The sequence below is a fragment of the Hymenobacter setariae genome (genome assembly GCF_007713685.1).
In the GTDB taxonomy this organism is placed as follows: Bacteria; Bacteroidota; Bacteroidia; order Cytophagales; family Hymenobacteraceae; genus Hymenobacter; species Hymenobacter setariae.
Window position 1 is genome coordinate 737,438 of record NZ_VMRJ01000004.1, and the last position, 24,222, is coordinate 761,659.

General features: G+C 58.2%; 13 protein-coding genes. 11 read left to right on the forward strand and 2 right to left on the reverse strand.

Annotation, left to right across the window (positions count from 1 at the left end; translation table 11 throughout):
• Positions 1 to 47 precede the first annotated feature (47 nt).
• From FNT36_RS17985 to FNT36_RS18030, 10 genes are all read left to right on the forward strand, one after another.
• The gene (locus tag FNT36_RS17985; RefSeq protein ID WP_144850497.1) at positions 48 to 2,720 is read left to right on the forward strand and encodes a glycoside hydrolase family 2 protein; all 2,673 of its coding nucleotides are present in this window, start codon (positions 48 to 50) and stop codon (positions 2,718 to 2,720) included.
• A gap of 24 nt (positions 2,721 to 2,744) precedes the next feature.
• On the forward strand, positions 2,745 to 5,039 hold the full coding sequence (locus FNT36_RS17990; RefSeq protein WP_144850498.1) for a family 20 glycosylhydrolase: 2,295 nt from the start codon (positions 2,745 to 2,747) through the stop codon (positions 5,037 to 5,039).
• 88 nt (positions 5,040 to 5,127) lie between these two features.
• Positions 5,128 to 7,431: a GH92 family glycosyl hydrolase gene (locus FNT36_RS17995; protein WP_144850500.1), complete on the forward strand. Its 2,304-nt coding sequence runs from the start codon at positions 5,128 to 5,130 to the stop codon at positions 7,429 to 7,431.
• Positions 7,432 to 8,123: 692 nt separating this feature from the next.
• Positions 8,124 to 11,162 carry a SusC/RagA family TonB-linked outer membrane protein gene (locus tag FNT36_RS18000; RefSeq protein WP_233636027.1) on the forward strand — a complete coding sequence of 1,013 codons (3,039 nt, stop codon included), beginning with the start codon at positions 8,124 to 8,126 and terminating at the stop codon, positions 11,160 to 11,162.
• A 9-nt stretch (positions 11,163 to 11,171) separates the two neighbouring features.
• Positions 11,172 to 12,767, forward strand: coding sequence for a SusD/RagB family nutrient-binding outer membrane lipoprotein (locus FNT36_RS18005; protein ID WP_144850504.1), 1,596 nt, complete (start codon positions 11,172 to 11,174; stop codon positions 12,765 to 12,767).
• Positions 12,768 to 12,867: 100 nt separating this feature from the next.
• Positions 12,868 to 13,986: a carbohydrate-binding family 9-like protein gene (locus FNT36_RS18010; RefSeq protein ID WP_144850506.1), complete on the forward strand. Its 1,119-nt coding sequence runs from the start codon at positions 12,868 to 12,870 to the stop codon at positions 13,984 to 13,986.
• Positions 13,983 to 15,077: a family 10 glycosylhydrolase gene (locus FNT36_RS18015; protein WP_144850508.1), complete on the forward strand. Its 1,095-nt coding sequence runs from the start codon at positions 13,983 to 13,985 to the stop codon at positions 15,075 to 15,077. Before FNT36_RS18010 ends, FNT36_RS18015 begins: the two co-directional genes overlap by 4 nt.
• 222 nt (positions 15,078 to 15,299) lie before the next feature.
• A complete protein-coding gene (locus FNT36_RS18020; RefSeq protein ID WP_144850510.1) occupies positions 15,300 to 18,602 on the forward strand; it encodes a VCBS repeat-containing protein in 3,303 nt (1,100 codons plus the stop codon).
• A 2-nt stretch (positions 18,603 to 18,604) separates the two neighbouring features.
• The gene (locus FNT36_RS18025) at positions 18,605 to 19,948 is read left to right on the forward strand and encodes a vanadium-dependent haloperoxidase (RefSeq protein WP_144850512.1); all 1,344 of its coding nucleotides are present in this window, start codon (positions 18,605 to 18,607) and stop codon (positions 19,946 to 19,948) included.
• A 56-nt stretch (positions 19,949 to 20,004) separates the two neighbouring features.
• On the forward strand, positions 20,005 to 21,354 hold the full coding sequence (locus tag FNT36_RS18030; protein WP_233636029.1) for a sigma-54-dependent transcriptional regulator: 1,350 nt from the start codon (positions 20,005 to 20,007) through the stop codon (positions 21,352 to 21,354).
• Between the two features lie 33 nt (positions 21,355 to 21,387).
• On the opposite strand, the gene FNT36_RS18035 is transcribed toward FNT36_RS18030, so the two are convergent.
• Positions 21,388 to 22,083: a RibD family protein gene (locus tag FNT36_RS18035; protein WP_144850514.1), complete on the reverse strand. Its 696-nt coding sequence runs from the start codon at positions 22,081 to 22,083 to the stop codon at positions 21,388 to 21,390.
• An 80-nt stretch (positions 22,084 to 22,163) separates the two neighbouring features.
• On the opposite strand from FNT36_RS18035, the gene FNT36_RS18040 reads away from it, so the two are divergent.
• Positions 22,164 to 23,624 carry a sensor histidine kinase gene (locus tag FNT36_RS18040; protein ID WP_144850516.1) on the forward strand — a complete coding sequence of 487 codons (1,461 nt, stop codon included), beginning with the start codon at positions 22,164 to 22,166 and terminating at the stop codon, positions 23,622 to 23,624.
• Here FNT36_RS18040 and FNT36_RS18045 read toward each other — a convergent pair.
• Entirely contained in the window at positions 23,602 to 24,057 is a 456-nt protein-coding gene (locus FNT36_RS18045) for a hypothetical protein (RefSeq protein WP_144850518.1), read from the reverse strand. The two genes, FNT36_RS18040 and FNT36_RS18045, sit on opposite strands and share 23 nt — an antisense overlap.
• Positions 24,058 to 24,222 lie beyond the last annotated feature (165 nt).

Below are 24,222 nucleotides of genomic sequence, written 5' to 3' on the forward strand. Positions count from 1 at the left end.
CTCCAAAGATTAAATCTTTGGAGCAAGCTCGTTTACTCTCCTTCCGAATGACAAGATTTCGCTACCTGCTTTTTCTTCTTGCGCTAGCCAGCATCTCTCCGCTGGCTGCCCAGCAACGCTACGAGCTGAACTCCGGCTGGGTGGCCCAGCCCATCAGCAAAGTCACGGTTACGGGCGCGCAGCTTTCGCAGCCCGGCTATGCCCTAGGGGGCTGGCAGCCGGCCGTGGTGCCGGGCACCGTGCTCACTACCCAACTGACTAACAAGCAGGTGCCCGACCCATTCTTTGGGATGAACAACGAGCGCATCCCGGATATCTACAAAACTGGGCGCGACTATTATACCTACTGGTTTGTCAAGGACTTCCAGGAGGCACCAGCCACTGGCGACGGCCAGGTGTGGCTGCACCTGCGCGGTGTGAACTACAGCTGCGAGGTGTATTTGAACGGGCAGAAGCTCAACAAAAAGACGCACCACGGCATGTTCTTGCGGCAGGCCTACAACATCACGCCTTACCTAGCCAAGAGCGGCCGCAACCGCCTGGCCGTGGTGGTGTACCCGCCCGACCCCGTAGGCAACCCTAACGGCGGCCAAGGCGGCGACGGCACCATTGCCCGCAACGTGAGCACGCAGTACACGGCCGGCTGGGACTGGATTCGGCCCATCCGCGACCGCAACACGGGCATCTGGGACAAGGTAACGATTGAGAAAACGCGGGCTATCAATGTCAAAAACCCGCACGTAATAACCCGCGTGCCCGGCGTGCGTCTGCCTAAAGGCCCGCAGGCACCGGCCACCATCCAGGTAACGACCGAGCTAGAAAACCCGACCGCCAAGCCGGTGGCCGGCGTGGTGCAGTACACCCTAGGGGGCCAAGTGGTGAAGCAGGCCGTGACAGTGCCCGCCCGCAGCACCAAGCAGGTGAGCTTGCCTGCCCTTACGCTCCAGAATCCTAAGCTGTGGTGGCCCAGCGGCTACGGTCCGCAAAATCTGTACCCCTCCAAGGTACAATTCCTGACGGGCGGTAAAACCGTGTCGGATGAGGAAACTATGCAAGTGGGCGTACGAGAAATCCAGCACCACTGGAACAGCAAAACCGAGAGCATGCAGGTGCTGGTGAACGGTCAGAAGCTGTTTATCAAGGGCGGCAACTGGATTATCTCCGACGCCATGCTGCGCTTCACGAAGGCGCGCTACGATGCCGAAATCCGGTTTCACCGCGACATGAACCTCAACCTGATTCGGGTGTGGGGTGGGGCGCTGGTCGAGCGCCCCGAGTTTTACGAGGCCTGCGACAAGTACGGGATGCTCGTGATGCAGGACTTCTGGATGAGCGGCGATGCTAACGGCCGTTGGGTAGACCCCATGAAGCTGGAGGACCAGTACACTCGTCGCAAGTACCCCAACGACCACCGCCTGTTCGTGAACTCGGTGGCCGACCAACTCAAGCTGGTGCGTAACTACCCCTCACTGGCCATTTGGTGCGGTGGCAACGAGATTACGCCACCTAAGGACATTCTGGCGGCTATGCAGGACACGCTGCTGCCCCGCCTCGACGGTACGCGTTGGTTTATCCCGTTCTCCAACTCCGACAGCATGTCGTACAACAACCTAGGTGGCAACGGCGATGGCCCCTATGGTATTCAGCCGATTAGTACCTTCTGGGGGCACCGCACTTTTCCCTTTAACTCGGAAGTGGGCTCGGTAGGCGTGGGCGATGCAGAGTCGCTGGAGCGCTTCCTGCTGCCCGCCAATATGGTGCCGCCGCGCTACCTAGGGCCGCGCACCGCCAGCAGCAAGGGCGATACCCCCACCGAGCAGGTAGACTCGGTGTGGACCTACCACACCTACATCGGCTACGAGCAGTACCTGCTGCCCTACGGCGCGCCCAAAGACATTCGCGACTTCGGCCTGAAGGCTCAACTCGTGAACTACGACCAGTACCGCGCCCTCATGGAAGGCTTTAGCTCGCACATGTGGGACTGGTACACGGGCAGCATCATCTGGAAAACGCAGAACCCCTGGACCGCCCTACGCGGCCAGATGTACGACTACTACCTCGACCCCAACGCCTGCCTCTACGGCCTGCGCACCGGCAGCGAACCGCTGCACGTGATGTACAACCCCGTGGACAGCATGGTGACGCTCGTCAACAACGGCTTCGAGGTGAAGCGCGACATGATGCTGGTGGTAGACGCCTACGACATGGCCGGCAAGAAAACGCCCGTGACGCAGGTAATCGTCGAAATCAACCCCTCGTCCTCTAAACGCTACCTACCCATCAACGGGTTGGTACGGAAGCTAGGCCAGCAGCAAGGCATGTTCTTGTCGCTGCAATTGCAGGACTTCGATAAAAAGGTCATCAGCAATAATTTCTACTGGCTGCCCGATGCTAAAGGCGAGTACTCAGGGCTAAAAGGCATGGGTAAAGCGAGCCCTAGGGTAACTACCCGGCAAGTAGCCGCCGGCAAGCTGGAAGTCACGCTCAGCAACCCGGCCGGCGCGCCAGTGGCCTTCTTCAACCGCGTGGCCCTGGTAAACCCTACCACGCAGAAGCGCATCCTACCGGTGTTTTACAGCGACAACTACGTGTCGGTGCTGCCGGGTGGTAGCCAGACCGTGACGCTCGACTATACGCCCTCGCCTAACGTGCCCACCCCCGTGGTGTCGGTAGAGGGCTGGAATGTGACCAAGCAGCTTGTGCCCGTAGCCGGTAAGTAACCCCTCCCCTAGCCCCCAGCCGCCGTGTCAATCAAACCACTCCTTTGTTTAGTTGGATGCCTGCTGGTGGGGCGGGTGGCAGGCGCGCAGTCGGCGGGCGCAGCCTACCCCCTGATTCCGTACCCGACTTCGCTGGTGCCGGCCAGCGGTAGTTTCGCCGTCACGGGGGCTACCCGCTTGGCGCTACCAGTTGGGGACAAGTTCGCGCAGGAGGGCCAGCAGCTACAGCACCTGCTGGCCAACGGCCTGGGCAAGCCGCTGCCGACCGCTAAGCTGGCCACTGCCAACAGCATCGCGCTAGTGTACGACCCGGCCATTACGGCGCCCGAGGGCTACCGCCTCACCATCACGCCCCAACGCGTGACGCTGGCGGCCAAGGAACCAGCTGGCATGTTCCGGGCGGTGCAAACGGTGCGGCAGTTGCTGCCTCCCACCATCGAGAAGCTAGGTAAGGCCACTACTTTGCGCCTGCCCGCCGTGCAGATTCAAGACCAGCCGGCCTATAGCTGGCGCGGCATGCACCTCGACGTATCGCGCCATTTTTTCTCGGTCGAGTACCTCAAAAAGTACCTCGACCTACTGGCGCTCTACAAGTTCAACAAGCTGCACCTGCACCTGACCGACGACCAGGGCTGGCGCATCGAGATTAAGAAATACCCCGAGCTAACCACCCTAGGAGGCTGGCGCACGCTCAATAACCAGGATTCGGCCTGCATCAAGAAATCGAAGGATAACCCCGATTTCGCTCTCGACCTCAAGCACCTGCGCCAGCGCAACGGCCGCACCGAGTACGGCGGCTTTTACACCCAGCAGCAGCTCAAAGACATCATTGCCTTCGCGGCGGCGCGGCACATCGAAATCATCCCCGAAATCGACATGCCCGGCCACATGATGGCCGCCCTGCGCGCCTACCCCGCTCTGAGCTGCACCGGCACCGCTACCTGGGGCAAGGAGTTTTCGGTGCCGCTGTGCCCTTGCAACGAGGGCACCTACGAGTTTGCCCAAAACGTGCTGAGCGAGGTGGCCGCCCTCTTCCCGAGCCGCTACGTGCATATCGGCGCCGACGAGGTGGAAAAAACCACCTGGGCCCAGGCCGGCGCCTGTACTGAGTTGATGCAAAAAGAAGGCCTCAAGAACGTGAATGAGCTGCAGAGCTACTTCGTGCGCCGCATCGAGCGCTTTTTGCAGAGTAAGGGCAAAAAGATGATAGGCTGGGATGAGGTGCTCGACGGCGGCGTAGATGCCTCGGCTACCGTGATGTATTGGCGCACCTGGGTGCCCGACGCGCCGCTGCGCGCTGCCCGCAACGGCAACCAGGTCGTAATGACCCCCAACAATCCGCTGTACTTCGACTACCTACCCGATAAAAACTCGCTGGCCCAGGTTTACCAGCTCCAGCCTACCCCCCCAGCGCTGCTGGGCACCGACGCCGCGAAAGCCATCCTAGGTGCCCAGGCCAACCTCTGGACCGAGCAAGTGCCCACCGAAAACCGCGCCGATTATATGGTGCTGCCCCGCATGACGGCCCTAGCCGAAGTGGTGTGGACCAACAAGCCCGACTTCGCGGCCTACCAGCGGCGCCTGAAAGCGCACTACCCTCGCCTAGGCAAGTTGGGAGTGCACTATCGCGTGCCCGACCTAGGTGGTTTCGTCGAGGAAAGCGTCTTCACGACCAGCACCCAGCTAGCGGTGCAAAAGCCGCTCGACAACCTGACGCTGCGCTACACCACCGACGGCAGCGTGCCCACCGCCGCTTCTCCGGTGCTGGCCAAGCCCCTAGCCATTAGCCAGCCCACGACCATCAAGCTGGCCGCCTACACCCCCGAGGGTCTGAAAGGCGACACCTACACCATTAATTACAAACAGCAGAACTACGCTGAACCGGCGCGCACCCAAGCAGCTAATGCTGGCCTCATGGCCACCTATTTCGACGGCTATTTCCCAAAGTCGGCCGCGATGCAGCAGGCCACGGCCAAGGGCAGCACTGTAGTAAACGCCGTAGCCGTGCCCATGCAGGCCGAGACTGATAAATTCGGGGTGCAGTTCCGCGGCTACCTCGACGTACCGACTACTGGCATCTACACCTTCTACCTGACCTGTGACGACGGTGGCGTACTACGCATTGCTGACCGCATGGTGGTGGATAACGGCGGCCTGCACTCAGCCATTGAGAAGAGCGGCCAAGTGGCCTTGGCCCAAGGTTTGCAGCCCTTCGCGCTCGACTTCGTGGAGGGCGGCGGCGGGTATTCGCTCCTTCTGAAATACAGCCTTAACGGCAGCGCACCACAGCCCTTGCCAGCCGGCTGGCTCCGACATTAAGTTGCTTACTACTTGTTCATTATCCCCTAGGCCCTCCTAACTAGGCTTTGCTCTCCCCCTCTCCGCTTCAGTTGATTTTGTGCGTTTTATGAAGTTCTACCCCACCCAATTTCATTTTTCAGCAGCCGCGTTGGCTTGCAGCATTGCGGCCTTAACCGCCGCGGCTGGCACCCCGCCGCGCAAGGCACCGCGCCCAGCCCCGGCGGCCGGTCTCACGCAGTATGTGGACCCCTATATCGGCACTGGGTTTCACGGCCACGTGTTTCTAGGGGCCAATGTGCCATTTGGGGGGGTGCAGCTCGGTCCGGTTAACCGCTCGGAGGGCTGGGATTGGTGCTCGGGCTATCATTACTCGGATTCTACCATCGTGGGCTTTTCGCACACGCACCTTAGCGGCACCGGTATCGGCGACCTAGGCGATGTAGCCGTGATGCCCACCACCGGCGAAGTACGAGTAGTAAAAGGCACTCCTAAAAATCCGCAGAAGGGTTTCATTTCGCTGTTTTCGCATAAAGAGGAGCAGGTGCGCCCCGGCTACTACAGCGTGCGCCTCAAGCGCTACAACATTAAGGCCGAGCTGACGGCCACAGAGCGGGTGGGTTTCCACCAGTACACTTTCCCTAAGTCTGACGCGGCGCACTTCGTGTTCGACTTGCAGCAGGGCATCGGCTGGGACCTAGCTACCGATACCCACATCGAAAAGCTCAACGACAGCACCCTGGTAGGCTACCGCTTCTCCAAGGGCTGGGCCAAGGACCAACGCCTGTACTTCGCGGCCGTCTTGTCGAAGCCCATCCGCGAGTTCACCAGCTTGCAGGTAACGGATAGTCTAGGCAATACCACGCCTGCTGCTAGCGGCAACCGGCTAAAAGGCGTCGTCACGTTCACTACCAAAGAAGGCGAAGTAGTGAAGCTAAAAGTCGGCATCTCGCCCGTGAGCACTACGGGCGCGCTAGCCAACATCCGGGCCGAACTACCGGGCTGGAACTTCACCAAAACCGTAGCCCAGGCCGACGCAGCCTGGAACCAGGAGCTGCAAAAGGTGCGCATTCAGGCCGACCCAGCCCGCATGAAGACCTTCTACACGGCGCTCTACCACACGATGGTAGCTCCGTCTATCTTCAACGACCACAACGGTGATTACTGGGGCACTGATAAGAAGGTGCACACCAATCCCGGCTTCACCAACCTCACTACCTTCTCGCTCTGGGATACCTACCGGGCAGCACACCCGCTGTTAACCCTGCTCCAGCCCAAGCGCGTCAACGACATGGTGCAGAGTATGCTGGCTATCTACCAGCAGCAGGGCAAGCTGCCCGTGTGGCACCTTATGGCCAACGAAACCAACTGCATGGTCGGCTACAGCGCCGTGCCGGTAGTGGTCGATGCCTACATGAAAGGCTTTAAAGGCTTCGACGCTAACCTAGCCTACGAGGCCGTGAAAGCCACTGCCATGGGCGACGAGTTCGGCTTGAAGTCGGTAAAGGCCCTAGGGTTCATTCCGGCCGACAGCGAGGTCGAGAACGTGTCGAAAGGTCTCGAATATGCCATCGACGACTGGTGCATCGCACAGATGGCCAAGAAGATGGGCAAGGCCGACGACTACGCCTACTTCAGCAAGCGCGCCAAAAACTACCAGAACTACTTCGACAAGCGCGTGGGCTTCATGCGCGGCCGCGTGTCCCAGACCGAGTGGCGCACGCCGTTTAGCCCGTTCTCGTCGGTGCACATGAAAAGCGACTTCACCGAGGGCAACGCCTGGCAGTACACTTGGCTAGTGCCGCAAGACGTGGAAGGCCTCATCGGCCTCCTAGGGGGCGAAAAGCGCTTTACCCAAAAGCTTGATTCGCTGTTCACGGTGAAGGGCGACATGGGTGCCGAGGCTTCGCCCGATATCTCGGGTCTTATCGGTATGTATGCGCACGGCAACGAGCCGGGCCACCACATCACTTACCTCTACAGCTACGTAGGCCAGCCTTGGAAGACGGCCGAAAAGGTCCGCTTCATCACCGATAACTTCTATACTACCAAGCCCGACGGTATCATCGGCAACGAAGACGTAGGCCAAATGTCGGCTTGGCACGTGCTCTCGACCCTAGGCTTCTACCAGCCCAACCCGGCTAACGGCAACTTCGTCTTCGGCAGCCCCTCGGTCAATCAGGCTATCATTGCCCTGGGCGGTGGCAAAACGCTAACCATCAACGCAAAGAATAACAGTACCGCCAACAAGTACATTCAGCGCGTGACGCTCAATGGCAAGCCTTACAGCAAGTCCTACATCCGGCACCAAGACCTACTGCAAGGTGGCACACTAGTGATGGAGATGGGCCCCAAGCCTAGTCCTACCTGGGGCGTGGCTCCGGCCGACCGGCCCAAGTCGATGATGAATTAAGGTTGAGCTAGATAAGCAAGTTCAGCTAGCGCAGCTCTTACTCAAGGCAGGTTAAATTAGTACCAATTCTCGCTAGTTTCTCTCTCGGCTGGGCCGAGACGAGTACTCACCTTTTAAACACGGCACTGTTTGGTTGCTAAGGGTTATAGGCTAGTTGCTTAATTTGGACCTCAAAGCTGAGTATGAAATAATTAATTTGTTTTATAACAGACCCCTGATTACTTTTGAGTTAATTTTTTATCAATTTTTTAAATTGATATTAGAAGTTGACACAAAGAGTATTACCTTGACGCATTCAGCTTACCGCACACTTAAAGCACCCCTAGGTTTACGGGGTAATGGAGTAGTGCCAAGTGTCTTGGCCCAAGCTTGTTCCTCCCGTAAAATTTATATTTATGAAGTAGTGCGTCAGAGGCCTGCTTTACTAATATGATGCACTTGAAGGCACTACGTTGAGAACGATACTTCTCGCAGCGTTTTCTTATTTCCTGGTTAATTCTCCGCTTGCATCTGGCACCAATGAAGCTTAGTGTCAGCGTCGAGCAGTGCTTTTTCTTCGATAAGCTGCCATTTCCTTCCCACCACCGGTTCGCTACCGGTTGCCTCTCGTTCCACCAGTTCAATTTACCCCACATTTCCCTCACCTTACCCAACCTGCCATGAGAAGAACCATACATTTACTTGTCCTACTCTTGCTGCTTTGTCAAGGCTATGCCTATGCCCAAGCCAGCAAGGTTTCTGGTAAGATAACCAGTGCCACCAATGAGCCCCTGATTGGGGTGAGCATCTTGGTAAGTGGTACCACCCAGGGCACCACGTCGGATGTGGACGGCAACTACGCCGTGAACGTACCTGGCGATGCCACGCTGGTGTTTTCCTACGTGGGCTACGTAAGCCAGACCGTAGAAGTGAAAGGCCGCTCCTCCATCAACGTGATTATGGCCGTTGATAATAAGGAGCTCGGCGAGGTCGTAGTAACGGCCCTAGGTATCAAAAAGGACGAGCGTAAAATCGGTTACGCCGTTACGAAAGTAGATGGCGGCCTGCTCAACGTAGCGCGCGAAACCAACGTGGCCAACTCGCTGCAAGGCCGCGTAGCCGGCCTGAACGTGGCAGGCGCCAGCGGTGGCCCCGGCTCGTCGGCTCGTCTCAACATCCGGGGCGTAACGTCCTTCTCGGGCACGTCGTCGCCGCTGATTGTTATCAACGGGGTGCCGATGGATAATACCGTGCGAGGCAGTGCCGGCGAGTGGGGCGGCGCCGACCTAGGCGACGGTATCAGCAACATCAACCCTGATGATATCGAAACGGTGACGGTGCTAAAGGGCTCGACGGCTTCGGCTCTGTATGGCGCCCGGGCCGCCAACGGCGTGATTCAAATCACGACCAAGAGCGGCTCGCGTACCAAAACCACGATTGAGTACAACACCAACTTCCAGTTTGACCGCGCTGTTGACAACACCAACTTCCAAGACCAGTACGGCCAAGGCAGCCAGAACCTGCGCCCCACCGACAAGGCCTCGGCTATTGTATCGGGCAACACGGCTTGGGGTGCCCGCCTAGATGGCGCGCCCACCATCGGTATCGATGGCCAGCAGCACGCTTACTCTAAGGTAAAAGGCAACATCAACAACTTCTACCGCACCGCGCCTTCGTGGACTAATACGGTAGCAGTTTCGGGTGGCGGCGAGAAAGGCACCTACCGCCTATCGCTGTCGAATCTAGACAGCAAGTCTATCCTGCGCAACAGCGGCTTGACGCGTCGCACGATTAACTTCAACACAAACTACGACCTGACTACAAAGCTGAGCTTCAACCTGACCGCCAGCTACATCGACCAGCAGGACAAAAACCGCGCGCAACTAAGCGATTCGCCGCTGAACGCTAACAATATCCTGTTCTTGTCGCCCAACATCGACCAGGCAACCTTGTCGCCCGGCTACGACCCCAACAACAACGGCCTCGAAACCGCTTGGAACTCGGACAGCTACGCTACTAACCCCTGGTTTGTAGTGAACCAGTTTGTGAATGACGTGTCGCGCAAGCGCCTCATCAGCTCGCTCTCGGCTCGCTACCAGTTCACCGACTACCTCTCGCTGCTGGGCCGCATCGGCTACGACTACTCTAGCGACCGTCGCTTTGGCGTGACGCCCTATGGCACGCTGTACTCGAACGCTGGCGAAGGTGGCCTCGACAACCTGACCCTAGGCAGCCGCCTGGAGATGAACTCTGACGCTCTCTTGTCGTTCAGCAAGAGCCTGAACCAGGACTTCTCTATCAGCGCCAGCGTAGGTGCCAACTACCGCCGCAACAAGTTCGAGAGCAGCCGCTTGTACGGCGGGAACTTCATCGTACCTTACCTGTACACGCCCACCAACCTACGTACTCGCAACCTAGAGTACCAGTCGACGGAGCTCGTTACGCCTTCGCTGTACTACACTGCCGACTTCACGTACAAGTTCTTGACGCTGAGCACCACCGGCCGCTACGACCGTTTCTCGTCGCTGCCCAATGGCAACCGCAGCATCTTTACGCCATCGGTAGCTGGTAGCTTCATCTTCTCGGACCTGCTAGACTCTCCGGCCCTGAGCTACGGCAAGCTGCGTGCTTCCTACGCCAAGACCAGCGGCGAGGCCGCTAACCCTTACTTGACCGACCTGTACTACAACATCGGCAACCCCATCAATGGTGTACCGCGTGCTTCGTACAGCTCGACGCTGCCCAACGCCAACCTGCGCCCCTACAACCTGCGCGAGTTTGAAATTGGTACCGAGTTGAAGTTCCTCAACAACCGTATTGGCTTGGACGTGGCGTACTTCAACCGTAAGACCACCGGTGAAATTGTAAACGCGGCCTTGTCGGTATCTACGGGCTACGAGGGCACTACCGTGAACCTAGGCTCGACCCTGAACCGCGGTGTAGAACTGGCCCTGAACGTAGTGCCCATCAAGCGTGGCGCCTTCACCTGGTCGTCGACTTTCAACTTCACCAAGCTGCACAACGAGGTACTGGACATCGACGGCGGCGCCAACAACCCGCTGCAAACCGGTACCTACCGCCCCATGAACGGCAACATTGGCATCGTAAAGGGCCTGGCTATCTCGCAGGTGCGGGCCTACGACTACAAGCGCGATGCTAGCGGCAACGTGATTGTGGGTAGCGATGGCGTGCCGCTGCGCGGCGACTTGAAGCCTATGGGCTCGGGTATTGCTAACCTATTCGGCGGCTGGAACAACGATTTCAACTTCGGGAACTTCAGCTTGTCGGCGTTGATTGACTACAAGTTCAACAACAAGATTTTGTCGGCTACCGAGTACTACTCTTACAACCGTGGCCTCAACCAGGCTACCCTAGTAGGCCGCGAAAGCGGTGTAGTTGCCGAAGGTGTGAAGGAAAACGGTCAGCGCAACGACATCGTGGTACCCGCTTATGAGTACTACCCGAAACTGGCTACCAACGTGTCGGCTATCTCGGTGCTCGATGGTAGCTTCATCAAGTTCCGTCAGCTCACGTTTGGCTACACCTTCAACCAAGCGCTGCTAGCCCGCACGCCGTTCCAGGCCATCACCCTGTCGCTGGTAGGCCGCAACCTGTTCACCATCATGAAGCGCACCGACAACATCGACCCGGAAAACACCATCTCGCCCCTGGTTTCTTATGCTGGGGTAGAGGGCGGCTCGCTGCCTTTCACCCGCACGTATGGTGTTACCCTCAATGTTAAATTCAAATAAGCTAGCGCGATGAGAAAGACAGTTATCTACGCGGCTTTGACGGCCGCCACCTTGTTCAGCACCTCCTGTTCGGAGAAGTATCTGGACGATGTAAACACCAACCCTAACGCCGCCTCGGCCACTACCCTAAACCCGAACTACCTGCTTACCGATGGCCAACTGACGTTTGCCAACACGGGGTATGGCGAGCTGCTGTACCCGGCCCCAGCCATTCAGGCGCTGGCCAGCACGTTCAACTACTACGGCAACGGTGACAAGTACACCAACTCGGGCGGCTTCACGGGCTACCAAGCGTTGCTCTTCAGCCAAGGCTACACGGCGCTGAGCCGTCTGCAGCAGGCTATCACCGTAGCAAATGCCCAGGGAGCCTCGCGCTACACCAACGTGATTGCCATCAGCAATATCATGAGAATCATGATAGTTCAGCGCATCACTGATGCCTACGGCGACGTTCCGTTCTCGCAGGCATTGATGGCCTCGCAGGGCATTACCACGCCCCAGTACGACAAGCAGCAGGATATTTATCCGGCCATGCTGACGCAGCTTGAAACAGCCATCGCTAGCCTTAGCGCGACGGGCGACAAAGCCTCGGGCGACTTGCTCTACGGCGGCGACGTGACCCAGTGGAAAAAGCTAGGTTACTCGCTAATGGTGCGCGTGGCCATGCGCATGACTAAGGTGAATCCTACCCTGGCCAAAACCTATACGGAGAAGGCCGCGGCTGCTGGTACCATGACCAGCTATACCGATAATGCTGTTGTGCGCGGTGACATTGCCTTCGGCGACACGCAGAATGCGACCACTAACGCCCTGCTCACCACCGACGATTTCCGGGAAGTGAAGTGGAGCAAGACCCTTATTGACTACCTGCGCACTACCAATGACCCCCGCCTGGGGGCCATTGCCGAAATTCCGGCGGCGGGTGCTACCAACAACGCCAATCAGGCGCTGGTGGGTGACAACACCCCTGCGCTGCAGCGCGGCTTGCCCAATGGCTATGACCTGACGGGCGGCACGTTTGACATTCGCAAGCGCACCGATTACCCTGGTGCCACTGGCACTGGTGCCGATGCAGCTCCACTCGGCAACTACTCGCGGCCCCGTATCGCGGTGTACATTCAGCGCGCGGCTCCCAATTTCCTGCTGACCTACGCCGAAACCGAGCTTCTGCTGGCCGAAGCCGCCAACCGCGGCTGGAGCGTAGGCGCCAACGCCGCCACGCACTACGCCAACGGCGTGCGCGGGGCGATGCTGTCGCTGTCGCAGTTTGGCACGGCCGGGGCCATAAGCCAAGGCACTATCGATGCCTACGTACTGGCCAATCCCCTAGGTGCTACCAACCAGCTCAAGCAAATCAACGAGCAGTATTGGCTGGAAACGTCCACGACCTTCAACTTCATTGAGGGCTGGAACAACTGGCGCCGGTCGGGCTACCCCGAGCTGACGCCCGTGAACTACCCCGGCAACGTAACTGGTGGCACTATTCCACGCCGCCTGATTTACCCGGTTACAGAAGTATCGAACAACCCAGCCGGCTACGCGTCGGGGGTTGCCAGCCTCACCGGCGGCGACCTGCTGACTTCGCGCGTGTGGTGGGATAAGTAAGCCTAGTACACCTAGGTAATAAGAGAGGCTTTACGCTGGGCAAACCTGGGGTAAAGCCTCTCTTTTTTTGTAGTAATTTTTCGGTAGCATACCGGCTTAGATGACACTATCACGTTCCTTTTTCAGACGGCCCTTCACCGGCCTATTACCGCTATTCCTTGGCCTAGGGGCCGCTACTCCTGTGCTGGCGCAAGCGCCCTTTGCTGGGCTAGAGGAGCTCTTTACCCCGCCCAAAGGCTACGTGGTGCAGCACACTAGCCAGCCGCTCACGATGGACGGCAACCTGCAAGAGAGCGACTGGCAAAAAGCCGCCTGGACCACAGACTTCGTAGACATCGAAGGCGCCAAAAAGCCGCTTCCTACATACCAGACGCGCGTGAAAATGCTCTGGAACGACTCGACGCTATTTATCGCCGCCACTTTACAGGAGCCGCAGATTTGGGCGTACCAGACGCACCACGACGATATTATTTATAAAGATAACGACTTCGAAGTCTTTATTGACCCAGATAATAACGCTCACCAGTATTTTGAAGTTGAGGTCAACGCCATCAACAAGATTTTTGACCTGTACCTGCCCAAGCCCTACCGCGACAAGGGCGATGCACTCATTAGCTGGGATGTGGCCGGGCTGCGGTCAGGCGTGGCTATCAATGGCACCCTCAACCAACCCCAGGACCAAGACAAGAGCTGGACGGTCGAGATGGCCATCCCACTGAAGGCAGTGCGCATGGGCTTTCCGTGGCAGCCCCCCACCGAGGGTACGCTGTGGCGCATCAACTTCTCGAGGGTAGAGTGGGACACAAAGGCCGAGGGCGATAAAAACGTGAAATTGCAAGATGCCGCCGGCAAAGACCTACCCGAGCACAACTGGGTATGGTCGCCGCAGGGGGTCATCAACATGCACTACCCCGAGCGCTGGGGCTACTTGCAGTTTACGCGCCAGGCCAACACCACTTGGCAGATGCCGCAGGCTGAGTTGCGCAAGCAATACCTATGGCTGGTGTACTACCGCCAGCAAGAGTTTCGGAAAAAGACTGGCAAGTATGCCGCTACCTTGGCCGAACTGAAAATCAAGCCCCAGACCACCGTTGGCAAGCAGGCCAATCAGCTACAGCTGGCAGCCACACCTTACCAGTTCACTGCCACCATCACGGCAGCCGGCAGCGCTGCCATCCGCATCAACGACGAAGGACTAATCGAAACGCTGAAACCATGACGAGCCGCCGCAAATTCATTCAAACCAGTGCTGTGCTGGGCCTAGGTGCCCCGCTCCTACCCGGCGCCGCGCAAGCTGCCCTACCCGCCGCACCCAAAGCTGGCTGGAAGCACTGGGTCTGGACCAACCCTAACCAGAAAGACACGGAGGCCGAGCTGGCTACCCGCTACCGCAAGTACTACGAAGCTGGCGTGCGCGGCATCTTCTTCGAAGCTGATAGTGAGCGGCACTTCCGCGCTGCCAAGGCGCAGAAGCTCGAAGCCCACCGCTGGATTTGGACCATGAACCGCGGCGAGAAGTCGCTGCTGGCCGCCCACCCCGAGTGGTATGCCGTGAGCCGCAAGGGCGAGTCGTGCGCCACACACCCGCCTTACGTGGACTACTACCGCTGGCTGTGCCCCTCGCGCGAGGAGGTAAAGCAGTACCTAGAGCAGGACTATGCCGCCGCGCTTAAGAAAGACTACATCGACGGTATTCACTTGGACTACGTGCGGTTTTGCGACGTGATTTTGCCCGTGAACCTGTGGGCGAAGTATGGCATTGTGCAAACCAGCGAGCTGCCTGAATACGATTTTTGCTACTGCCCGGTGTGCAAAGCCGCCTACAAAGCTGAGTACGGCCAGGACATCGACACCGTGCAGTATCCTGAGGCTAGCCCTTCGTGGCGGGCCTTCCGCTACCAGCGCGTGAACGAGGTAGTGCGCCGGCTCACCAACGTAGCTAAGCAATACCGCAAGCCCATCACGGCTGCCGTGTTCCCGACTCCCGATATTGCCCACCGCAACGTGAAGCAAGACTGGGTGAATTGGAACATCAGCGGCGTGTGCCCCATGATTTACCACGGCTTCTACAAGGAGAACGTGACCTGGATTGGCCAAGCCGTGAAGGAAGGTGTGCAGGCCCTGAACGGTAAATTCCCGCTATACGCTGGCCTGTTCTTACCCGATTTTAAAAACGACACCGAAATACAGCAGGGCATCGAAAACGCGCTTCGCAACGGTGCCGCCGGTGTTTCGCTCTTCGGCGACGTCTCGGATGGCGCGCTAGCCGCGCTCAAAACTGCCTCGGCAAAAAGCAGCCAGGCGAAGTAAAAGCATAACTCAAAATCAATAGAAATCTTATGTCATGCTGAGCTTGCAAAGCATCCCTCGTGTCATTCAGCGATGCGTGCGAGATACTTAACCAAGCTCAGCATGACTTTCTTTTAAATCTCTAACTACGTGATAAGAAAGTCCTGTAGTATCTTTTAACCAGCAAAGCTTTGCTGCTGCCTCTTGATTTAGTTTTTACGCGCTTTCTGTCACCTTTTATTCATGCAAACTCGCTGCGCCGTAGTTAGTTGCCGTTTCTTGCTCACACTTGCTTTCCTAGGGCTAGCCTTAGGCAGTAAGGCACAGCAGCCGCTATTTAGTTTGCTTAGCGCACAGGAAACGGGTATCAGTTTTAATAATGCTGTTAGTGAAAACGAGGCACTCAATATTCTATCCTACGAGTACTTCTACAACGGCGGCGGAGTGGCAGTCGGCGACATCAACGGCGACGGCTTAGCTGACCTGTTCTTCACGGGCAATATGCGTCCTAATCGGCTGTACCTCAACCTAGGCGGCTGCAAGTTCAAGGACATTACCGACCAAGCCGCGCCGGGCCTAGGCGGGCGCAAAGATGGCTGGAAAACCGGCGTGACGATGGCCGACGTGAACGGCGACGGCCTGCTGGATATCTACGTGTGCTACTCCGGCAAAAAGGCGGAGGAAGTGCGCCGCAACCAGCTATTCATCAACCTAGGGAACAGCAAGTTTCAGGAAGAAGCCAAGAGCTACGGCCTCGATGACCCCGGCTACAGCACGCAGGCCGCCTTCTTCGACTATGACAATGACGGCGACCTCGACATGTTTTTGCTCAATCACAATATCAAAAAGATTGACAACATGGAGTTTGCCAGCCACAAAAACGAAGTGGACGCCCTAGCTGGCAACAAGCTGTTTAAGAACGATAACGGGCACTTCACTGACGTATCAAAAACGGCTGGCATTGTGCAAAGTCCGCTGACGTTTGGCCTAGGTATCGCCGTGGCCGACATCAATAAAGATGGCTGGCAGGACATCTACGTGACCAACGATTATAATGAGCCCGACTACCTATACCTAAATAATAAAAACGGCACGTTCAGCGACCACTCCAAGCAAATGCTGCGGCACCATTCGCACTTTTCGATGGGCGTGGATATTGCTGATTTTAACAACGATACGCAGCCCGACATTTTCACTCTCGATATGCTGCCGGCGGACAACCACCGCCAAAAATCGCTGCAATTGCAGGAAAACTACGAGACGTTTGAACTGCTGCGCCAGCAGGAGCTGTACCCGCAGTACATGCGCAACATGCTGCACCTCAACAACGGTGATGGCACGTTTAGCGAAATCGGGCAGCTGGCGGGCGTGTCGAAAACCGACTGGAGTTGGTGCCCGCTCATTGCTGATTTTGACAACGATGGCTACAAAGACATTTACATCAGCAACGGCTATTTGCGCGACTACACCAACAAGGATTTTTTGCGCTACTGGGGCGACTACAAAATCAAGAAAGCGATGGCCAAGGAGCCCTTTCTGCTGATGGATTTGGTAACGGCGATGCCCTCGACCTCGGTGCCCGATTACATTTTCAAAAACGAGCACAACCTGACGTTTTCGAATAAGCAGAAAGAGTGGGGCCTGAACCAAACCAACATGTCGAACGGCGCGATTTATGCCGACCTCGACAATGATGGCGATTTGGACTTGGTGGTGAATACCATCAACCAGCCGGCCAGCATCTACCGCAACCACAGCACCGATGCGAACCACACGGCCTACCTAGGGCTAAAGCTGCAAGGCACCGACAAAAACACCCAGGCTGTAGGCGCCAAGGTCTTTGTGTACACGCCCGGCCAAGTGCAGTATCAGGAGGTAAACCCCAACCGCGGCTACTTGTCGTGCGTGTCTACGGTGCTGAATTTTGGTCTAGGCACCAACCAGAAGGTCGATTCGGTACGCGTCATTTGGCCCAACCAAACCTCACAACTGCTCACGGGGGTAAAGGCCAACCAGCTGCTTCAGCTTACGGGCAAGCCAACTGGCAAGCTTGTAGCCAAAGCAGCGTCCGCTACCCCAAAGCAAGTATTTAAGCCCAGCGCGCCGCTGTTCGATTTCAAGCCCGAGGAAGTGGCCTTGAACGACTTCAAGCGCCAGCTGCTCATGCTGTTCATGTACTCTAAAACTGCGCCGGTGATGGTAAAAGCCGATGTAAACAAGGACGGCCTGGACGACTTGTTTGTGAGCGGTGCCAAAGACGAAGTAGGCAAGCTCTACCTCCAGCAGCCGGGCGCCAAGTTCGTAGAAGCTCCCCTAGGTCGCTCCACCAGCTTGCCAATGGGCACCGTGGCGGCCGCGGCGTTTTTCGACGCTACCGGCGACGGCTATCCCGACCTGTACGTGGCCAAGGGCGGCTACTCGCTCTACGAAGCCGGGCAAGACGACTTGCAGGACGAGTTTTATATCAACGATGGCAAGGGGCATTTTACCTTGTCTACTACGGCCTTACCCCAGCTCAATGCGAGCAGCAAAAGCTGCGTGCGGGCGGCCGATGCCGACAACGACGGCGATTTGGATATTTTCGTGGGCGGCCGCGTGATACCGGGCCGCTATCCTATGCCCCCTACCAGCTACCTGCTGCTGAATGACGGCAAAGGCAAGTTTACGGCCGCTACCGTGCCCTTTGCTCAGGCGGGTATGGTCACGGATGCGCAATGGGTTGACCTGAACAAAGACGGCCGCAAGGACCTCGTGCTGTGCGGCGAAATGATGCCCCTGACCGTGTGGGCTAACACGCCCCAAGGCTTTAAGGACCAAACCAGCACCTATTTCACCACCCCCCAAACCGGCTTCTGGTTTAGCCTGCACGTGGCCGATGTCAACGCTGATGGACAGCCCGACCTCATTGCCGGCAACCTAGGGCTGAACAGCCAACTGCGGGCCACCGCCCAGGAGCCGGCCGCCCTGTACTATGCTGACTTTGACAACAATGGCTCCATCGACCCCTTCCTGAACTTCTACGTGGATGGCAAAAGCTACCCGTTTGTGAGCCGCGACGAACTGAACGAAGTGATATACCCCATGCGCCGCCGCTTCACCTCTTATAAGGCCTACGCCGACGCGGTGATGACTGATATTTTTAGCAGCGAGGACCTAGGCAAGGCCGGCAAGCTAGAAGCTACCGAGCTGCGCACCACGCTGTTTCTGAATAACAAAGGCACCTTCACTTCCACCGAGCTGCCCGTGGAAGCCCAGTTTTCGATGGTCACTCAGATTACGAGCGGCGACTACAACCACGACGGCCACCGCGACTTATTGCTGCTCGGCAACCACACCGACAACCGCCTGAAACTAGGCAGCATGGACGCCAACTATGGCTGCCTGCTGCAGGGCGATGGCAAGGGACACTTCAGCTATGTCAAGCAGCCAGCGGCGGGCATTTGCGTGCTCGGCGACGTGAAGTCGGTAAGCGAAATCACTGTGAATAAGCAGCCTTACTTAGTGGTAGGCGTGAGCAATGGCCCCGTACAATTTTACAAAGAATAACGATGAAGCGCAGTAGTCTGATAGGCCTAGCCCTCGTAGCGCTGACTAGCGGTAAGCTGCAGGCGCATAACCCACGCCTGGCCGAGCAGCTCGACCCTGGCAAGGCTTTGAATGTCATTAATATGACTATGGTCCACGACGTGGTGAGCCCCCCAGTGGCGGCCCGCTACTACGCCTACAGCATGCTAGGGGCCTACAGCATCGTGGCAGCGCACACCACGCGCCTGCCCGCACCGCAGCAGCTAGTAAAAGCTTACACTACTGACCTGCGCCTCGACACCGTGAAGGCGGCCTACGACTATCAGATTGCCGCTTACTACAGCATCCTCGAAACGGCCCGCCTGCTGCTGCCCTCCGGCGAGACCCTAGTGGATGAGGAGCAGGATTTTTTGCAATTGCTGACCAAGCAGGGTATTAAGCCCGGTGTGCTGAGCCAATCGGTGCGGGTAGGCAAACTGGCTGCCGCCGCCGTGGTAAAATTCTCCAAATCTGACAATTACGGGAAGCTGAGCGCGCTCAAGCGCTATACCCCAGTAAAAACAGAGGGCAGTTGGTACCCCACGCCCCCCGCCTATCTCGAAGCGGTGGAGCCTAACTGGAAAACCATCCGCCCGCTGCTGATAGACTCGGCCAGCGCCTTCCGGCCGGTGGCGCCTTACCCTTTTAGCAAGGATACGACCTCGGCCTTTTACCGGGAGGTGTTGGCGGTGTACAAGATTTCGAAGAAGCTGACGCCCGACCAAGTCGAGATAACCCAGTTTTGGGATTGCAATCCATTTGCCGTCAATACGTCGGGGCACATGTCCATTGGCTTCAAAAAAATCAGCCCCGGCGGGCACTGGATGAATATTGCCGCCTTGGTAGCCAAACAGCAGAAAGTAGGATTTGACAAAACGGTGTACGTACTCTGCGCCGAAGGCATCACGCTCATGGATGCTTTCATTAGCACCTGGGAAGCCAAATATGCCACCAACCGCATTCGGCCCGAAACCTACATCAACCGGCACCTAGACGTGAAGTGGCAGCCCGCGCTACAAACGCCGCCTTTCCCTGAGTACACCAGCGGGCACGCCGTGGTGTCGAGCGCCTCAGCCGAGGTACTGAGTTATCTGCTAGGCGATAAGGTGGCGTATGTCGATGATACCGAAATTCCCTTTGGCAGCGGCAAGCGGTCATTTACTTCGTTCCGGCAGGCAGCGGCTGAAGCCTCCATTTCGCGCTTCTACGGCGGCATTCACTACCTCGAAAGCTGCACCAACGGCAATGCCCAGGGGCAGCGCCTAGGTCGCCACATCGTGTCCGTATTGCGAAAGGCGTCGAGCAAGTCGCTTAGCGTTGCCAAGTAGCTGAGGCAACCTGTAGCAACTCCTACCTTTGAGCACTTAGCTACCCCTTCGACCCAGTGCCCACCGGAACCCTGCTCCTCATCGACGACGAAGCGCGCCTGCGCCAATTGCTGGCGCAAGTATTGGAGCTGGAAGGCTACACCGTGCTGCAAGCCCCCGACGCCTACCGGGGCCTGGCACTGCTGGGGCAGCACGCCGCCGAAGTGCTAGTGGTGCTAAGCGACGTAAAGCTGCCCGACGCCCACGGCGTAGACCTACTACCCCGCTTCAAGGCACTGGCGCCTGAGGCTGAGGTGGTGCTGCTCACAGCCTTCGGCACCATCCCCGACGGGGTGCGGGCCATGAAGCAGGGCGCGTTTGACTATCTTACCAAGGGCGATTTTGAGCAGCAATTGGTGGTAGTAGTGGAGCGCGCCGCCGAGAAGGCCCGCCTGCGCCACCGCGTGGCCGAGCTTGAAAAGCGCATGAGCCAGGGCCATACCTTCGACTCCATGATAGGCGAAGCGCCCGCCCTGCGCCGCGCCCAAACCCTAGCCCGCCAGGTGGCACCCACCGACAGCACTGTGCTGCTCGAAGGCCCTACTGGCGCGGGCAAGGAGCTATTTGCCCAAGCCCTGCACCAAGCTAGTGGGCGCAAAACCAAGCCTTTTGTGGCCGTCAACTGCTCGGCCTTCCCTAAAGACTTGCTCGAAAGTGAGCTTTTCGGCTACAAGAAAGGCGCCTTCACGGGCGCGCTGTCCGATAAGAAAGGCTTGCTCGAAGAAGCCAACGGCGGCACGCTCTTCCTAGATGAAATCGGCGAACTAGAGCTAAACGTGCAAGCTAAGTTTCTGCGGGTGCTCGAGCTGCAGCAGTTCACCAAGCTCGGCGATACCAAGCCGACCAAAGTGGACGTGCGCCTAGTGGCGGCTACCAACCGCAACCTCAAGCAAGAGGCGGCACTAGGTCACTTCCGGCCCGACCTGTACTACCGGCTCTCGGTATTCACCATCGTAGTGCCGCCCCTCGCCGACCGCCGCACTGATGTGCCATTACTAGCCGCGTTTTTCTTAAAGCATTTCGCCGCTCGGCTGGCCAAGCGCCTGCCTGGCTTCGAGCCCGAAACCCTAGAACTGCTACAGCGCTACCCCTGGCCCGGCAATGTGCGCGAACTCAAAAATGTGCTCGAGCGTGCTGCCATCCTGGCCCCAGCCGGCGAGCTTTTAGCTCCAGCTTACTTGCCCGATGAGTTTCACGGTGTAGCTGCCCGCCCAGCCGCCGATGATGAAAGCTTGCGCGGGCTGGAAGCGCGGCACATTCAGCGGCTGATGGGCGAGCTATTGGGCAATAAACCTGAGGTAGCTAAGCGCCTAGGTATCGGCCTGACGACACTATATCGCAAGCTCCAGGAGTACGGCGTAGAGTAGATTCAGCTAGTAGCTCGAACTACAAAGTCCGAGCTACTTCTTTACCTCGTAGCGCATCCACACCACATCGTGCGGGCGCTGCTCCACGGATAGCAGCCGCAGGTGTGGGGCGGGGCCAGGCGCGTCGCCCTCCTCAAACACAGCCGCTGATGCCGCTGCGCCGTCAATAACGGGTATGTGTAGTAAGCTCAATTCATCTATCAGGCCGGCCTTGAGCAGCGAGCCATTGATATGTCCGCCACCTTCGAGCAAGATGGTTTGGATAGGAAAGAGGCGAGCCAGCTTGTCGAGCACCACGGCAAAATCGAGGCTTTCGGCGCCCCCGAACACGTAGGAGATACCTAGGCGCCGCAGATAAGCCAAATACTCGTCAGAAACTTGCTCGGTGAGCACTTCGATGAGGTGCTCACCGTCGATGTCGGCCGTTTCCCAGCCGAGCTTGCCGTGGGCATCGACAGCTACAACGAAGGAGTCAGCCTCGTGCTCGGCCACGAAATCGGTGCGGTCGAGGGGCGCAGTTACGGGCTGTAAATCGGGTTGGCGGCCTTTGGTGAAATCCTTTTCCATAGTCACGCGGCCGCAAAGCCAGGCCTGAGACTCGAAGGTGGCAGCGGTGGCTTCGTACTCGTCGCGGCCGGGCACGTCGTCGCCCCAGCGCTGCACAATGATGCGGCCATCGAGCGAGCTCATCATGTGGCAGATAACGCGGGGCTTTTGTAATGCGGACATAGGGAGGGTTGATTAATTGAAAAGAGCTACTTCAAAGCGCCGGCCGGGGTTGCGTACCGCCGGGGCAGTTACTTCGCGCCATGTCCTTAAAAACCCAAATCCGCCTCGGCGTTTTCATCATGCTGGGGCTGCTGCTGAGCCTGGGCGGCTACGTTATTTTCACGATTTACCGGCTCGAAACGGAGGCACCCGCCGTGCAGGCATCCAATGCCCGCATGGCGCAGCACGCGGTGTATTTATTCTTGGGCGTCAGCACTTTACTGGGCATTGTCCTGATGGTGCGACTGCCGCGCCTGGTAGTGCGCCCGCTGCACCGCCTCACCGCCGATGTGGAGCGCGTGGCCGGCCCCGGCCCCGCCACCCGCGTGGCCGTAGCCAAAAACAACGAAGTGGGCACCGTGGCCGCCGCCGTTAACCGCGTGCTGCGGCAGGCCGAAGACGAGCGCCGCGCCACGCTGGCCGAGCTCATTACCCAGCGCAACCGCACCGACAGCCTAGTCCGCAGCCTCGACGAGGGCTTGCTGCTCATTGACCAGCAGGGCATTATCGTGCTGGCCAACCCCGTGGCCTGCCTGCTGCTGGGTGGCGCTTCGGCCAAGGACCTACTGGGTCGGCCCGCCGAGCAAGTAGCCCAGCACAACGATATGCTGCGCGAGTGGCTCACGATGCTGCACACGCCTCACCCGGCCGAAAGCAGCAGCCTAGGGCCAACGTTTTTGATGCGGCCGCACGGCGAAAACTTGCACTACCAGCTCACTGTCACGCCGATTGAGGCATTCAACGAAGACCTGAAAAAGAGTGAGCCCGCCGGGCACGTACTCTGCCTGCGCAACGTGTCGGACTTCAAAAACCTCGACCAGCTGAAATCGACTTTCCTAGCCACAATTTCGCACGAGCTGAAAACGCCGTTGGCCAGCATCAACCTCAGCCTGATGCTGTTGCGCGACGAGCGGCTCGACGCGGCCAAACGCCAGGAAATTGCCGACGGGATTCGCTCCGAAACCCAGCGCCTACTGGGCCTGGTGGGCCAGCTTATCGAGGTGGCGCGCCTCGACGCGGGCGGCGCGCTCAAGCTGAACCTACAACAGGTGCCTCTGCCCGAAGTAGTGCGCTACGCCACCGAAACCATTAAGGCCCAGCTCAATGATAAAGACCTGAACCTGCGCGTGCAGCTAGCCGAGCCGCTGCCCGCCGCTCAGGCTGACCTTGAAAAAACCACCTGGGTGCTCATCAACTTGCTGTCCAACGCCATCCGCTATTCGCCGCACGGGGCCAACCTCACCATTAAAGCCAAGCCCTGGGGCGAAATGGTACAATTGAGTGTAGAGGACGAGGGGCCGGGTATTCCAAAAGAGTACCACATTCGCATCTTCCAGCGCTTTGCGGGCGGACCTAGGGCGGCCGGCATGCCGGGCGGTGGCTCGGGGCTGGGCCTCAGCATCAGCCGCGAGTTTATCACGGCGCAGGGCGGGCAGCTGTGGGTCGAGAGTCAGCCCGGCCAGGGCAGCTGCTTCACCTTCACGCTGCCGGCGGTGGCATAGCGCCGGCCTGCGCCAAAGTTTCGCTACTACGGTGCTGGCACTGGAGCAGCCAAGCCGTGAGTGGGCCTTCCTCCGAAAAGAAAGCTAAGTGCGCCGCACTGCCCGCAGGAGCTGCCATTTGCTGCAATAAACTGGGCGGCAGCAGGTAGGCCAAGCACACAGGTTCAGGCAGACGCAATGCCAGCTCGGGCAGAAAGCGCTGCAGCAGCCAGCGCCGCGTATCGTCGTCGGGCAGGGCCCCGCGCCCACGCAGGTCGAGCTGCCAGTAGGGGCAATTGACCTGGCGGGCGAGGCGCAGCATAGCGCGGTAGCCCTGCCGAAACTCGGCCGCCGACACTGGCCGTTGCCAGCGGCCCACTAGCAGGTGCAAGTCGGGGCGGTAGCGCAAGACGAGGTAATCGGTCTGGGGCAGGACAACGGTGAGCGCACGCATGGCAAACCAGAATTAAGCCAAAAAATGAGAAAAAGCTAGTAGGAATTCAGCATGCGAGAGCGGCGGTGAGCGGGCGTAGCAGAGCGAGATTATAAGGCCGGCAAGATGCGGCGCGGAGTATGACTTATCCGTGAAATCCTGAGTTTAATTTAAGCAGTATGGACA